The organism is Corynebacterium mendelii (genome assembly GCF_017307055.1).
GTDB lineage: Bacteria > Actinomycetota > Actinomycetes > Mycobacteriales > Mycobacteriaceae > Corynebacterium > Corynebacterium mendelii.
Genome location: NZ_JAFLEQ010000003.1, coordinates 196171 through 212634 on the forward strand (window position 1 = coordinate 196171; position 16464 = coordinate 212634).

Annotated in this window: 7 protein-coding genes; all 7 read left to right on the plus strand. The window is 64.2% G+C overall.

Annotated elements, in window-relative coordinates; all coding sequences use genetic code 11:
* Positions 1–61 precede the first annotated feature (61 nt).
* The 7 genes from JZY06_RS00840 (at position 62) to JZY06_RS00870 (ending at position 16307) form a co-directional block, all read left to right on the plus strand.
* Positions 62–2395 carry a Tex family protein gene (locus JZY06_RS00840; protein ID WP_330616993.1) on the plus strand — a complete coding sequence of 778 codons (2334 nt, stop codon included), beginning with the start codon at positions 62–64 and terminating at the stop codon, positions 2393–2395.
* A 377-nt stretch (positions 2396–2772) separates the two neighbouring features.
* Complete coding sequence (locus JZY06_RS00845) at positions 2773–3642, plus strand: DUF4132 domain-containing protein (protein ID WP_242516417.1); 870 nt, start codon at positions 2773–2775, stop codon at positions 3640–3642.
* Between the two features lie 123 nt (positions 3643–3765).
* Positions 3766–8424, plus strand: coding sequence for a hypothetical protein (locus JZY06_RS00850; protein WP_207117591.1), 4659 nt, complete (start codon positions 3766–3768; stop codon positions 8422–8424).
* 128 nt (positions 8425–8552) lie between these two features.
* On the plus strand, positions 8553–9704 hold the full coding sequence (locus tag JZY06_RS00855) for a hypothetical protein (RefSeq protein WP_207117593.1): 1152 nt from the start codon (positions 8553–8555) through the stop codon (positions 9702–9704).
* A gap of 200 nt (positions 9705–9904) precedes the next feature.
* On the plus strand, positions 9905–11074 hold the full coding sequence (locus JZY06_RS00860) for an ATP-binding protein (RefSeq protein ID WP_207117595.1): 1170 nt from the start codon (positions 9905–9907) through the stop codon (positions 11072–11074).
* A gap of 5 nt (positions 11075–11079) precedes the next feature.
* Positions 11080–14691: a DUF5682 family protein gene (locus tag JZY06_RS00865; protein WP_207117597.1), complete on the plus strand. Its 3612-nt coding sequence runs from the start codon at positions 11080–11082 to the stop codon at positions 14689–14691.
* On the plus strand, positions 14688–16307 hold the full coding sequence (locus tag JZY06_RS00870; RefSeq protein WP_207117599.1) for a hypothetical protein: 1620 nt from the start codon (positions 14688–14690) through the stop codon (positions 16305–16307). The genes JZY06_RS00865 and JZY06_RS00870 overlap by 4 nt, the downstream gene beginning before the upstream one ends.
* The last annotated feature ends 157 nt before the right edge of the window (positions 16308–16464 follow it).

A 16464-nucleotide genomic window follows, 5' to 3' on the forward strand; every position in this document is an offset into this window, starting at 1 on the left:
GTGTTGTGTGCCCCCCGGCCCGCTGTCGGGCTTGTTCTGTCGCGCCCCTATAGTGGGGCGGGTGATTTCTTCGACCATCGCCCGCGAGTTGGGTGTCCCAGAAAACCATGTCCAGGCCGCGATTGATCTTCTTGACGAAGGCAACACCGTTCCGTTCATCGCCCGCTACCGGAAAGAAAAAACCGGTGGCCTTGACGACAGTCAACTGCGTGAACTCGACCAGCGCCTCAGCTATCTGCGGGAACTGGAAGACCGCAAGAACACAATCCTGGCGGCAATCGACGAGCAGGGAAAACTCACCGACGACCTGAAAGCCCTGATTGTCGGCTGCGAGACGAAAGCCCGCCTGGAAGATTTGTACCTGCCGTACAAAAAACGCCGCAAAACCAAGGCGGACACCGCCCGTGAGGCCGGTCTGGAGCCGCTGGCTGATCTACTGATCGAACGCGGCGGCAGCGCCACCTTCACCGCCGAGACGGCAGCCGGTGAAGCCGAAGCATTCATCTGCGAGGGTTTCGCGGAACCGAAGGCGGTCGTCGACGGTGCCCGGGCGATCATCATTGACCGTTTGGCCACCGACGCCGATCTGGTGGGCGGGCTGCGTGACGACTTCTTTGCCAAGGGATCACTGACATCGTCCGTGGTGGAAGGAAAACAGCAGGAAGGACAGCGGTTTTCCGACTACTTCGACTATTCGGAGCCGTTTACCTCCATGCCCAGCCACCGGATTCTGGCGGTGCTGCGCGGGGAATCCGAAGGTGTGCTCACCGTGACCCTGTCCGGCGGGGATGACGAGATGTTCGTCTCGGGAATCGCCAACCACACCGGCTGGACGATGGAACCCGGCTCCTGGCTGCGTGATGCCGCCACCCGCGGCTGGCGCACCAAACTCGGTGTATCGGCCGGTTTGGATGCGCGGATGAAACTCAAGGACGTCGCCGAGGACGAAGCCCTGAAGGTCTTTGCCACCAACCTGCGCGATGTGCTGTTGGCAGCCCCCGCCGGACAAAGGGCAACCCTGGGCATTGACCCGGGCTACCGCAACGGCTGCAAATGCGCCGTGATCGGTAAAACCGGCACAGTGCTCGACACCGTCATTGTCTACCCGCACCAGCCGCAGAACCGTTTCGACGATGCGGTGAAGGTGTTGTCCTCCCTGGCCGCCACCCACCGGGTGGAACTTATTGCCGTCGGCAACGGCACCGCGTCACGGGAATCAGTGCAGCTGGCCGGAAAAGTCGCCGACCTTCTTGCCGCGGCAGGCGGTGAAAAACCGGTGGTGGTCACTGTCAGCGAATCCGGTGCCTCGGTGTATTCGGCCTCCAAACTTGCGGCGGAAGAATTCCCGGACATGGATGTCTCCCTGCGTGGTGCAGTCTCCATTGCCCGCAGGCTGCAGGACCCGTTGGCCGAGCTGGTCAAAATCGACCCGAAATCCATCGGTGTCGGCCAATACCAGCATGATGTCAACCAGACCAATCTGGCCACCACCCTCGACGCCGTGGTCGAAGACGCCGTCAACGCGGTGGGGGTCGATTTGAATACCGCCTCGGCCGCCCTTCTCGGCCGGGTGGCCGGTATCAGCGCCACACTTGCCGGAAATATTGTGGCCCACCGCGACAGCAACGGGGCTTTCACCAGCCGTAAAGGACTGCTCGACGTGCAGCGACTGGGGCCGAAGGCCTTCGAGCAGTGCGCCGGCTTTTTGCGCATCAACGGCGGGGACAATCCTTTGGACCGCTCCGCCGTCCACCCGGAGGCCTACCCGGTGGTGGAAAAAATCGTCGCCGCCACAGGACTGACCATCGACCGGCTGATCGGCAACTCGCCGGTGCTGGCGAAACTGAAACCCGAAGATTTCGCCGATGACACCTTCGGTGTGCCCACCGTCACCGACATTATCGCCGAACTGGACAAACCCGGCCGGGATCCCCGCCCGGAATTTGTTACCGCCACCTTCAAAGAAGGCGTGGAGAAAATCTCCGATCTTCACCCCGGCATGATCCTGGAGGGAACAGTCACCAACGTCGCCGCTTTCGGTGCGTTCGTCGATGTGGGAGTCCACCAGGATGGCCTCGTGCATATCTCGGCGATGAAGAAAGGTTTTGTCGATGACCCGCACTCGGTGGTCAAATCCGGCGACATCGTCAAAGTCAAGGTCATGGATGTCGATGTCGACCGCAAACGCATTTCTCTGTCGCTGCGGCTGGATGACGATCCGGAAGAAACCGGCAGCGGAAAACCCCGCGGCAACCGCGACAAACAGTCCACTTCCGGCAGGCGCGGCAACCGGGGAAACAGCGGAGAACCCCGCGGCAACCAGCGCGGAAGTAAAACCCGGGCACCGAAGGGATCCATGGCTGATGCCCTGAGGCAAGCCGGTTTCGGTAAATAGCCAGCCCGGAAAAAGCGGTGCAGCAACCGGCGGTGGCACACCGGTTGAAAACAACCCGCGGACCCATCTTTTTTAAGGTCCGCGGGTTGTTTGCGTCCAACCGGGGGTGGTCACCGGCGGCGCAGGCACTGTCCAAGCGGCCACCCACCCCCGTCACACGGGCTGTCTGGAACTGAAGAAATCTCTTTCGGCAAGGGGCAATGGCGCATCAGGCAGGTGGGCGGCAGTAGTGTCCGGGACTTCCCGGATAGAGGCTGTCGCGTAGGGTGTTGTAAAAAAGTTCAGGCACAACCACTTGTTTTGCCGCCGTATCCGGCGGTGTGGTATCCGGTATGCCACGTGCCCTTGTGTCACGCAGAAGATAAAGGACACCAACAATGACCATCTGTGACGACCAGCTCGACTGGATTGAAGCCGAGGGCTACCACCTGGCATTGGACGGCAGCGAGATTGTCTGCCGCAATGCCAAGGGCACGAAGCTTAAAACCGTGCCGGCGAAAGCCCGCAAGACCGGGCAGTACCAGGAGCTTCTCGCCACCCGGGATTTTCTTGACCAGCACACCGACCAATGCAAATCCACTGTGTTGGCCTGGTTTTTGGCAGGGGAGGAAATACCGGTCGTATTACTCGGACAGGTGTGGACGGATCCGGCGTGGCGGCACTGGCTTGAGGATTTGGTGGTGTGCAGCAGCGGCACAGTCGGCCTGCTCAAAGGTGCGGATGAGAACAATCTGCACCTGGTTGATCTTGACGGCGAAAGCGTGACTGTCACCGTCACTGATACGGCAGTTGCCACGATTCCCCACCCGGCAGGCATGGTGGATATCGACGATTGGCGGGAATTCGCCGTTGAACTCGGCGTGCACCAGAACCTTGACCAGCTGCTGCGGGAAATCCATCCCAAACCGGCCGATGAGAAAACCCAGCGGGAAGCAGTCCGGGCCTATGACGGGGGCGTCTATGAGCAGGCCTCCCACTTGTTGGGGCGGGGCAGGGGCGGCGGATTCAAAACCAGCCTGCAGGAAATCAGTGTCACCGTCACCGAAAACGGGGTCAACACCACAGCCGTTTTGGACGTCACAGCCTGGTCCCCGGAAGACGAAGCAACACTGGGCACTCTGGGCTTTACCCGTTCCGGGCGCACGGTGGCACTCGCCGATGTCGGCCCGGTCGCCTGGTCGGAGGGCATCCGCATGGCCGAATACATCTACTCCGCCCGCACCAAGGAAAAAGACACCAAAAACTAGCGTCTGCAACGACTTTTCAGCACCAGTTTTCCACCACCCCTGTCGGCCGGATTCCCCGGCAGGCCCGCCACCGGCAGGTGTGTATCCCCGGGCGGGAACAACAACAACCGATTGGACCACCACATGACTGCGCCGACGACCCCCAGTGCCGCGGAGAAACTGCGTGCCGGACATACCCTGCCGCCGGGCCACCCCCTTGATCCGGGTACCAAAGCCGTGGTGTTGATGGCGGTGACCTATACCTCCGGTACCCGAACCATGGTGCGCCTGGTGCCCGAGCCGCTGATCCAGGCCGAAGACATTGCCATGAAAACCCTGGGATACACCAACCACAAGGTCACACCCGTCGGCCGCACCCGTCCGGTGGCCGTGGGTTTTCCCGCCTGGCCGATTCTGGTGGATCCGGGAAACGCCCGCCACGCCCTGAATCTGGTGGGGGATGTGCAGTGGGCGAAAAGAGCGGTGAATTCCCGCGCCAAGGATGTCAAAGACCGTTTCGACACCCTGGCCGCTGAACTGGGTAAATCGGCCCCGCATTTTGTGCCGCCGCTTCTGGAGGAAGTGGCCCGTCTGTTCCACGGGGTCGGCAACCAGCAGTTTGCCAAACAGTTTTTCGGCAAAGCCCGGGAAGCCGAGCGTGCCTACAACATCGATATTGATCCGGTCCGTCACCGGGCGGCCTTCACCGAATTCGCGGCCCTGGGTGTTGCCGGTGCCCGGGAGTTGACCGCGGAAGCCACGGCCTGCCTGGAGCGTTTCGATGATCCGAAAGACGCCCTCGACTATTTCATTGAACTCAACACCGACCGGATCACCGCCGGGCAGCCGCCGTATGCGTACTTGGCCCGGGATACCCGCAAAATCGGCAAAGCCGCGGGGTTGACACCCGCCGAAGCCGATGCCCTGCTGTTCGAGCACATTATCGGCCTGGCAGCTGTGCGCCGTGCACCGGCCGGGTTTTTCAAAGCCGTCGGAAAATCCCTGGCCCACTGGGCGAGAAAACATCCGGACGCCCAGGAATGGTTGTGTGACGACAGGCCCGCCGAAATGGAGGTCGAAGACTACTTCCAGCTGCTCATTGATGCCGGGGTGACGAAAGAGACCGACAAAGACCACACCACAACCCGCGACCTGCTGTTGCGGCTGTGCGGATATTTGGAAACAGACTGGCAGTCGGTGCGCCCCGCCAACCTCATCGCCGCCATCGACAGCCACCATGACGCATTGAACGGGGTGGACTACCGGCCCAAAGCCATCAGGGGATTGAGCCTTGATCTGCTCGATGCGCTGGCCGCGGCAGGGGTTCAGTTCCCGGATGTTGATTCATCCGATACCGACTACACCGCACGGTTGGGCACCTCCTGGGATGGGTGGCTTCAAGCAGGCAAACAACCGGACAACCGCAACCGTGATCTTATGGCACTGGCGGCCCATCCCACGCTGTCTGTGCGGGCCGCCCACGATTTGAACGCGAATGCCATTGATGAACACCTGGACAGTTTGCTCGCGCACCCCGGATCCCGCGAGTTGCTGGCCCGGGCGCTGGATGTGATCGCGGGCGACCGTGCCACATGCACCGGCAGCATCAAAGAACTGGAAAAGTTCACCGACAACATCCTGCCCCACCTGAACGATCCGCGGCTGACAGACGTCAACCCGGACGCGATGGAGAAAATCTTCGCCTTCGACCAGGTTGCGGAGGTTGCCTCCAGTCTGCGCACCGGTGTGGCCGCCGAATACACCTTCCCCGCACTGGAGGAAGCCGTAGCCTACGTCCGTGCCCGCCACCTGGAAGACACCGGCGACAATGCCGTGCCCGGAAACTGGGAACAGGATCCGGTACAACTGCACGAATCATTCCCCAACCAGGCGGTGACCTGCGGCGACCACATTGCGGTGGTGACGCCGAAGAAAATGATTGCTACCGGCACGCTTCCGCGGGGAGTGGAAATGGTGGTCGGGGTGCGCACCGTCAAAGACCGGGTGCGGGTCAGCTACCGCGGCAGCAACGGGTATGTGGAGCACATCTACTGGCTGGGTGAGCAGGCCGCCCACAAAACCGACAACTATGTGTGGCATTCCAATGGCGGATCCTATTCCTACGAAATCGGGGCCGGTCGTGTGGTTGCCAATGGTCTTGTCGCCGACGGCGACACAGCAGACGACCGATGCGACTCGAATGTTCTGGTCACCCCAAACAGCATTATCGGTGTTCCCCACTGGGACCGTGCCCATGCCAGGGTCTACGACCGGAAAACCGGTGAAAAAACCGGGGAAGTCAACCTTTACACTTGGCCTGCAACGCTGAAAAACCTGGGGGTTCCGGTCGATAAACTCGATATGGACGGCCTTCCGGCATTCGACAGCCCGGAACAGTTCTACCGCGCCGGCGAAGACAGGGCACAATGCGACCTGGGATATGTGACCTGTATGCCGGTGACTGATCTGACAGCCGCTTCCCCCATGGGATCTGTCGGTGGCTGGCACCTGTCCTTCCCCGTCGATCAGGCGGGCGATAACTGCGTGGTCGGAGCTCTTGGTACGTTCCGCACCACCGGCAAAGGCCTGACGATCGGGGCGGCGATCGCGCGTCCCGGCGGGGGAGTGTGGCTGCACACCAGTGAAGGTCTCATTGATGCCGAGACGTTGAAACAGGTGCCCAGAACCCTGGAAGCCGACGGCCGGGAAAGCTTTCTGGATGGTCTTCTGATCAACCAGCTGCACTTTATTGCCCCCAGGGACGAAAACGTCAGCCGCCTGCTGCGCAGCGTGACCGCTGACACGGCCCGTGATTTGCTTGATCCCACCCGCAGTGAACAGCAACGCAAAGACCGGATCGGGAAGGTGTTTGCCACTGCCGACCCGGTGTTGATCGAAGCCATCGACGGCGTTGTGGTGCAGGTCAACCAGGTGCACGAAGAAATCAAAAAACAACGCGCCACCCTGGATGCGGCCGTGGAGACCGACCACGGTGTACCGCAGCCCACAGAACAAGTCGAAGACCTGCTGGAACTGCTCGGCAACGGAAACACCATCGATTACGGGCGCAAACTTGCCAAGCTCGTTGACGCCATCACCACCAACACGCTGTCCGACTACGAGCCGGAAGAGAACTTCAACCCCGGTTTCATGGGTTACGAGCAGGCCTTGCTGACGATTGCGGCATCCCCGCTTCTGGCCGAACCGGTGCGCAACGATTTTGTGGGGTTTGTCCGTGCCATCCATGCCCTGGGAGCAACCTGTACCGGCTGGCGGCGGGTGATCGCCCATTCACCGGACCAGGAAGCGGGAAACTGGCCGCGGAAAGGATTCCACGACGGGGTTTTGGTGTGGGGCTGCGACTGGAATTGGCGCGACGGATCCCGGCACGAAGAACGCCATCTTCTCGCCCCTGTCGCTTTGACCCGGTGGCAGTCGGTGGCGCTGCCGCAGGCGACAGACACAACCCTTGACAAAGACACCTTCACCGTCGCACTGGAAGCAATCGAGACAGCCCGCACCGCCACTTCGACAGCAGAAAATGAACCGGCTGAGGCGTCCGGTGCCCAGGCCGTGGTGGCCGCGAACCTGGAGAAATCACTGGAGGAAATCTCGCAGGCCACGGTTTTCCCGGTCTCTGCGCTGCGCTACCTGTTCGGTGCCTATGTGGGCCGCCACAGCTGGCAGCACAGTTTCCTAAGTAAAGAGCAGCGGGAACTGCTCGGTTTCACGGTGGCGGAAGCCGCGGCAGCGAAAAGCCTCATGCAGCAGCTCACCCCCGACGAAGTCCGGGAGTTGTTGGCGGCTGCCTTCAACCCGGCAAGGCCGGCGGATATTGCGGTTGGCCACCTCAACACCGCGCGGGTGATCGCCACCGCCAACCGGCTGATGGGTGAGCCGAAGGTTCGCCTGTCAGCTGAAGAATGGAGCCGCCAGATCGCAGTCGAAGGCACCAGCTACTGGTGCAGCTGTATTGGCAGTGTGCTGCACGGCGAGTCGATTGCGGAGGAAAGCCGCAACTACACCGGTAATCATCCGCGGGACGAGTACCTGTCGTTGATTGTTCGTCTGGCTGCCGAATGCCGCCTGGATCCGGATAGTGCCGCCTGGCTTGCAGGACAGCTGCAGGCAGCGAAAGACCATGTATTCTCCCAGCCGGAGGAGCTGCGGAAAAAGTGGGACGCGGAAGTTCCCATCCCGAGTCCTTTCGACAACGCCGAGAAATACGTCGATGAAAAACAGGTGCCGAATGTGTGCCGCATGATTGCCGCCGGGTGGGCTGATGGGTTGATCCAGTGGTTGCGTACGTCGCAGTTCCCGGCGGCGGGGAATCGTTTTGATCCGGTTGTCAGTGTGCCGGGGTTGGTGGAAGAGGTTTCCAAAGTTAAGGGTGTTTCTTCTGCTGCGGCGCGCTATTACCTGCAGCTTCTGGCTTTGCAGTTCCCGTCGGACAAGATCGTTCGGGAGTTGAATGGGTGGAAGAAGAGGGATATTGATCAGGCTGCGGGGGAGTTGGTTGCTGCTGGTGTGGTGGTTGAGGGCAGTCGGAAGGGTGCCGGGCGGAAGGTGTTTTTGCCGGGTGGTTGGTTGGAGGCGTCTGCGCCGAATAAGCCGATGGAGGTGTGGAAGGCGCCGCATTATCTGTTGTGGGAGGATACGCGGGTGAAAGCGGTGGTGAAGGGGTGTCCGCCGTTGGTGCCTGCACACGAGTTGTTTGCTGATGTGTGGCAGCGGATTGTTGATGGTGATCAGCCGGGGTATGAGGAGTTGCGGACCAGCCAGTACCGCCGGAAACGCCGGTAAGCATCCTGCCGCGGGCTGTAGTATTGGAGCGCAATGGCCACACCATGCAACTCCCCGCCCCTGCAGTCCCACGGGCGGTCCCGGCCTGACCGCATCCCGGTGGTGGTTGCCCGGTGTGCCTGTCGGCAATGCTGGGCCTCGTTTTCTCCCCGGACACGATTGCCGGCGTTTATGTGCGCGGGCTTACTGCAGGCCACGTCACCGACAGCAGCCCGCGAAACAATCTTGCGGCGGAGTCCGGCCGCAACGAGCGGCCGGAACCATCCGATGTCGGCTACCCCGGGGAAGTGGCCGGCGGCAACCACAACAGCAGTGATGGTGCAACCGGTGACGGTGCCTACCGGGAGGCCACCGGCCAGCCCGAAGCCGACGGCGATAACCCGGTGCCCGGGATTCCCTTTGACCCTTCCGGGAAGCAGCAGGCGGATTCGGCTGAAGAAGGAGCAATTCCGGCGCCACCTCTGGGGGATGAACAGTTGCGGATATCCTCCGAGTCACTGTTCGGGGAGTCGGATGCCGCCGACGCTGCAGCAGTACCCGGAATACACACCCCGCCGACTGTCGGTGACAGGACTGATACCCGTAAACAATGTCCGGTGGACGGCTCCGGCAGCGGGCAGCCGGATGTTTTCTACTTCGGCAGTTTTGATGCTGCAACCGGTGACGGTTACCTGCCGCCGGATGTCCGTGACACCGGCACCTCCGGCGACGGTGATACTGCGGCTATGTGGGGTGCTGCGGGCATGGCCCTGGCGATGTCGGCTATGTGGGGTGCAACCGTGGTCAGCAGAAAACGCCGGGGTGCCCGCACGACGGAGGGGCCTGCGGCTGCATCAGACGGTTTGCCGCCGCAGGCGTCGGTGTTGCCGGTCAATGGTGTGGTCGGCCGGTTGGTCTCGTATCTGCGCAAGGACGAACAGCTCAAGCGCGAAGCTGAACGGATGTACAACGAAATCATGGAGGAACGTGTCGCGGCCTGGGACAGCAACCCGGCCCACATTGCTGTTGACAAGGGGCTCGACGACATCGACGACAAAGACATCGACGATGGCTTCGACGACGATTTTGAGATCATCCACCTTACCGGGCACACCCCGTGTGAGATGCGGGATACCACCACCGACACCGTCTCCTACGACACCGGTGACACCTATCCGGCCGGCGGCCACCCGTCACGGGGTGCCCGAGGACTGTTGTCCCGGTTGATCGGCGGCCGCACCGACGATGACCCGGTCGAGCGGTACCGCAGGGAACACGGCCCGGGCGGGTCACGTCTGTGACTCACGGTCAGCTGCGGCACCGCCGGGGGACAGCCGTTTTCTTCCCGGCCCCACCCGCGTCAGGCACATGGCCGCGCCGATCGTGGCACCATGGACTGACCACGCCGCCCGCCAGTGCACCCACCGGCGGGCAGGCCGCGGTTTTCTTGTTTTGTTATCCGCCACCGGTTTTTCCACCAGACAGACAGGGCACCACCGATATGGCCGACACCACCGCCACCCAAGTTCAGGCCGCGGAAGAACGCTTCGCCGATGAGCTGGCGTTTCTTGCCGTCCAGGACACCGGTCCCAGGCCGCCCGGATGGGCGATGACCCCGCGGGCGGTGGTGGATTTCATCTGTGGTGTGCAGGGGCTGCGACTGGACAAAGCCGCCGCTGCCAAGCACCCGGATCTGCCGGCGCGCAGGGACATCAGCCCGAAATTCATCGGTGACAAGGCCATTGTGCAGCGCTGCGTGGTCACCCTGGCCGGCGCCAGGGCGCTGCTGCTCACCGGGGAGCCGGGAACCGCCAAATCGATGCTGTCCGAACTGTTGGCGGCGGCTATTTCCGGCACCAGTGCTTTCGTGGTGCAGGGATCGGCGGGAACCACCGAAGACCAGCTGCGCTACGGGTGGAACTACGCGCAGCTCCTGGCCGAGGGTCCCTCACCCCAGGCGCTGGTTCCCTCCGCGGTGATGGCGGCGATGCGGAAGGGAACAATCGTCCGTGTCGAAGAGATCACCCGCATGCTGCCCGAAATCCAGGACGCACTGGTGCCGGTGCTGTCCGAGAGGAGAATCTCGGTTGCCGAACTCGGTGACGAAACCGTCTACGCACGGGAGGGGTTCAGTGTCATTGCCACGGCGAACCTGCGGGACAAAGGGGTCAGTGACATGTCGGCTGCCCTGAAACGGCGCTTCAACTTCGAACGCATCGACCCGATCGCCGACCGGGATGCCGAGCGCCGGCTGGTTGCCCGCGCCACCCGGCAGGCGCTGGACAAAGCTGCGGTGCATGTGCCGGTCGACACCCGGGTCGTCGACACCCTGGTGACAATATTCAGGGATTTACGCCGTGGCATCACCGACGAAGGGTGGCCGGTCGACAAGCCCTCCACCACCATGTCGACGGCCGAAGCGGTGGCGATCTCCTCGTCGCTGGCCTTTGACGGTGTCTATTTCCCGTCCGGAAAAGACCCGGTGGCCGATATTCCCGGCCATATTGCCGGCGCGGTACGCACCAACGACGACAAAGACACCGCCCGCCTGGCCGCCTACTTCGACACGGTCGTCAAACGCCGGGCGGAACAAAACCAGTCCGGCGCAACCGGCGACACCGCCGATCCGTGGACGGTGTTGTGGCAGGCCCGCACCGACATCGTCCGCTGACCCCCATGGCTTGCCCGCACCCCTTCCACGCCGCCGGTGGTCCCGCTGCCGCCGCGAGCTTCGGCAACGATGGTGACTGGACGGATCTGCTGGAGCAGATGACCGACACCGGCGGTGACAGTGTGCTGTTCGGTATCCGGCACCATTCCCCGGCCTGCGCCCGCGCGGTGGTGCAGGCAGCCGAACACCTTTGCCCCCGGGCTGTCGCCGTGGAAATGCCCTCCGATCTGGCCGATTATGTCACCTGGCTGGTGCATCCGGACACCCGGGCACCGGTGGCGGTGGCCGCAGCCACCGACGGGGGAGCAGGTGGTTTCTATCCTTTCGCCGACTTTTCCCCGGAACTGGCGATCTGCCGGTGGGCGCACGCCAACCGGGTGCCGGTGGAATTCATCGATCTTCCCGTCGGCCTGCGCCACGCCGTCGACACGGATCCGGACGCATCTGCGGCTTCCACCGACGCGGGGAAACAATCCACTTCTTGTGCGGCGGCGGGTTTTTCTTCGCTGATCGGCCAGGAAGCCTGGGACACCAGTGTTGAAGCCCCGTCGGTGGGGTGCACCTGGCAGCAGATCAGGCGGGCCGCGCTGGCTGTGGGGATAGCCGCCAGGTATGCCGAGACACACGACGGCACCCCTGCCGATGCAGTGACCCGGGCCCGTGAAGCCTGGATGGCCCGCAGACTGCAGCAGTTGACCGGCACTTCGGCGACGCCATCTTCCGCCGGTCCGGTGCTGGTGGTGGTCGGTGCCTACCACTGTGCCGCCCTTGTTCCCGGTGGATGCGGTGACACCGCCCCCGGGCGCGAAGAAGAACTCTTTTCCCTCGTGCCCCAGCCGGTCACGGTGTCGGTGGTGCGCTACAGCTTCGAACGGCTCGACACCCGCTCCGGGTACGCATCGGGTATCCGGGATCCGCACTACCACCAGGAACTGTTGACCAGGATCGCTGCTGCAGGTGATGACCAAAAAGCGCAGGCGGCGGCCGCCCAGGAGGTGGCCGGGGACATTCTCACCGATATTGCCCGTGGGCTGCGCAAAGAGGGCGAGCCCGCGGGAACCGGGGAGGTGGCCGAAGCCTTCCGGTTTGCCCGCGATCTGGCGCAGCTGCGGGGCCTGCCCGCCCCCGGCCGCCGCGAAATACTCGATGCGGCCACCACGGTGATGGCCCAGTCACAGGTCACCGGGCGGGGGAGGCTGGTTGCCCGGGCGGTGGCCGCCGCCATGGCCGGTGACCGGGTCGGCGACCTTCCCGCTGACTGCCCGGTTGCCGAACTGCAGAAACACACCCGCGGGCAGTTGGCTGCGCTGTCGTTGCCTTCCACCGAACAGCAGCCGCGGGCCAGCAAAAAGATCGCGCCTTTTTCCGGACCCACCGATTTGAAACGGCACCTGATTCTGGCGCGGCTGAAAGCCCTGGATGTTCCCTACTGGGAGGGCGGGAGCGGAACCACCCGCGGCATGGACAACCGGTCGTACACCATCGACTGCCGTTTCACCCCCATGACCGCGGCGGAACTGGACCGGCACGCCGCAGCCGGGGTGACACTGGAACAAGCCGCCGACACCGTTCTGGTGTCCCGTCTGAACCGGGCGGCGGGTTCCCCGGAAGGCCCCGACCCGGAAGTGGTGACCGGTATCGTCGACCGGGCGGCCGCCTGTGCCGCCCCGCAGGCACTGTCGCAGGCCATTGATCTGCTGGAACAGGAGATCGCCGTGCAACTGGGCTTCCGGGCTGCGGTATCGGCCATGCAGGTGCTGGCCGGAATTGCCGGCGGCAGGCAACCGGCGGCCGCTTGCCTGCCGGAACAGTTGCTGCAACGCTGCGACCGGATGGTCGATGAACTCGCCCGGACCGTGGTGGGGGCCATCGACGGGGTGAAAGGCTCCGCAAAGATCGCTGATGCGCGGTTGCTCGGGACTCTGGCCGGGTTGAGTGGGCGGCTGGGACTGGCTGTCGGCCACGCCCTGGCCGATGTCATCGCCACCGGTTCGGCACTGATGGCCGGTGCCGCCTGCGCCGTGGACTCCCTTCTGGAAGAGCGGGACGCCCCCGCCTTCGAAGACAGGGCGGACACCACCGGCACCGGTTCCCCGAGCGGAACCGGTGCCGGTGGGCACGGTGTGCAGACCGGCCGGTGGGATGCACTGTGCACCCGCACCGGGGCACTGGTGGACCGGCTGGCCGTGGCAGAAACCAGGGTGGCCGCCCGGGACTGGCTGACCGGTTTTCTGGCGGCACTGGGGCCGGTGTGGAGCGACCACCCCGGCCTGGACGGTCTGATAGCCAGGGTCAGCGGCATCAGTGACGGAGCCTTCATTGCGGCGCTGCCGGGGCTGCGGGCGGTATTCGACACCGTCGCCCCCGGCGAGCGGGAGCGTTTCCTCGACCGGCTGGCACAAGACATCGGCCGCATCGACCAACCGGAAATTGCCCCGGAGATTCTCATTGCCACCGCCACCGCCGACCAGGAGGCGAAAAAACGGCTGGAAGCGTTGGGATTGCTCGACCTGTCGTTTGACCCGTCAACCAGGTGGCGGCTGGTATTGGGGGCTGATCCGGAACAACTGTCCGGCACCGGCTGGCAGATGGCCGAAACCCTGGACGAGTTGTACGGCGGCACCGGCGACGACCGGACCGGGGAAGCGCAGGGGCGGGTGCGGGCGGCGGGCTCAGGGCCCGGAAGTCTGGCGGTGCGCCGGTGGAAAAACCAGATTGAGGTTCTCTTCGGCCCCGACCGGGTCGACGACATCCTCGGGGTGGCAGCCGAACGCGGGAGGGCCGATGCGGCACTCGAATTGAATGCGGAGACCGCCCGGCCGTCGGTGGGACTTTTGACCACCCTGCTGAACCTGAAAGGGGCCCTGCCGGAATCAACCGTGGCACGGATCAGGCCGCTGATCGCCCGCGTGGTGGATGAACTGGCCAGGGCCCTGGCCACCACGATGCGGCCGGCCCTGACCGGCATCGGTTCCGCACGCCGCAGCCTGCGGCCGGCCGGGCGGCTGGATTTGCCGGCCACCATCCGCAAAAACTTAAGCCATGTGGTCTCGATTGACGGGCGCGTCCAAATCGTTCCGGTTAACCCGGTGTTTTGCACCCCGGTGAAACAATCTTCCGAATGGCACATCATCGTCGCGGTGGACGTGTCCGGCTCCATGGAGGCCTCCACGGTGTACGCGGCCATGACCGCGGCGATTTTGAGCGCCGTCGACTGCCTGCGGGTGGAACTGTTCACCTTCGACACAGACATCATCGACATGACCGGCACCGTCGACGACCCGTTGGCCACACTGCTGGAAATCAAGGTCGGCGGTGGCACGGACATCGCCAAAGCCATGGCCTACGCCCTGTCCCGGGTGACGGTTCCGGCGAAAACAATGGTGGTGCTGGTCACCGATTTCGAGGAATCCGGTTCCGCGCACCGGCTGGTCGGGACAATTAGGGAGATGACCGAACGCGGTATCACCACCATCGGCTGCGCGGCCCTCGACGACACCGGCCTGGCCGCCCACAACGCCGGGGTGGCGCAGCTGTGTGCCGGGGCCGGCATGCACACCGCCAGCCTGTCGCCGCTGGCGCTCGGCCGGTGGATAGCGCAGGTGGTCAACCGGTGAGCACCCTTCCCCCCATCGACCCCGGCTATGCCGGTGAGCTTCTGTCCGGTCTTCCGCGCCGACTGTCCACCCGCGCCGGGAAACTGGCCGAAACCCACTCCGACTGGGCGGTGGCAGCGCAGCCCGGCGGCACCACCATCACCATCGGCACCGCCACGGTTACCGTCACCGGGCCCGACCAGGTGGTCTGTGACTGTCTGCTCAGCCCGAGGTGCGCCCACTGCGGGGCGGTGTGTGTGGCCGCACCCCCGGCTGCGGGCACACCAGAGGGCACAGAAGATGCAGCGTCTACCGGCCGCAGCGGCGGGGATGACGGCCGCGGGGGTGCCGCCGGTCCTGCGCCCGTCGCGGCGGCCCGGGTGAACACCCGGCAGGTTCTGGACACCGTCGACGAGATTGAACGGGTGCTCCAGGCCGTCATCGCCCACGGAATCACCGGCACCGGGGCGAGGGGACACGCCAGACTGCTCGCTGTCCTGCAAAAAGCCCGGGTGGCCGGACTGCACCGGGCGGAACGGCAGATCACCGCTGTGGTGTCGGCTTCGGCTGATCTGTTGGCCGCCCGTCCGGTCGGCCGGGCCGCCACCGCCGAAGCCGCCGCGGAGCTGGCGTTGACGGCCCATCTTCTGCGCCGCGACCCGACCGACATCATGGCCGTGGGCCGGGCCAGACGGCAGTATCTTCCGCTGGACACCACCAGCGGGGCGGCAACCGGGGTGTTGACGGCACTGTTTGCTGAACCTGTGATCACCGGCTCCGGATTCGCCGGGGTGGTCGTTGTGTGCGCCAGTGACGAGGGCGCCCTGCTGAGCATCACAAAAACCCCGCCCGGGACAGCGGCCGATGTGCCCGGTATTTTCGCCGGACCCGTCCGGTTGGGGGACATGCACTGCTCGCACTCCGACATCGCCCGGGCAACAGTGCTGATCACCGGGGCGACAGCATCCAGCGACGGCCGTTTGGGGCAGGGTGCAGGCGTGCATGCCGCTCTCGGGCGCACCACCGGCAAAGACACGGTGACAGCGGCCGTGCGCGGACTGGACCCGGCCTGTGGCATCGGTGTGGTCGCCGGCACCCTCACCGGAGCATCCGTCGGCGGGATCACCGTGGATGACGGTGGCCGGGAGATTGTTCTCGGCATCGCCAAGCCCGCCCGCCAGTTGGGGGTGGCGGGACTTGCCGCCCTGGTCAATTGCCACCTGGGGGAACCGGTGACCGCCCTTGTCCGCGACGGTGAGCTTGTGGCCTTGTGGCCCGATACCCCCTGGCCGGATCTTGACGACAGTTTCAAAGGCAGAATCTTCCCCGGCCTCGATCAACCGTTACCGCGGGAATCCACCGGGCCGCCCACCGGTGGCGGCACCGCCGGCGACGGGCAACCGGCGCCCCTCAAGCGGGCGGACAGTTCGGTGGGCCAGATTCTCGACCTGTGGTGCCAGCGCCTGGTTTTCGGCGGGAAAAGCCTGGTGGACGCCTGCAGACAGGACAAAGACGCCGACATTTCCAGGCTGCGGGCCCTGGCCGCGCCGACCGCCGCGGAGCTTCTGGAGCAGCTGGCCGCCGCGGCCGACTGCCGGGTTCTGGCGGCGGTGGCCGCCTACCACCTGAAGGACTGACCGTTTCACTGTCTGGCACAGAAATCCGAAAAAACAAGGCAGCTTTGCCGCTACCGCACGGTTGCCCAGGCAGGCCGTGGGGTGTGATGGGGTCTGGGAGGACGATCAAACCACCAGCAGATGTGGGTGTGGTGGTGATCCCGCTGTGCGTAAGGAA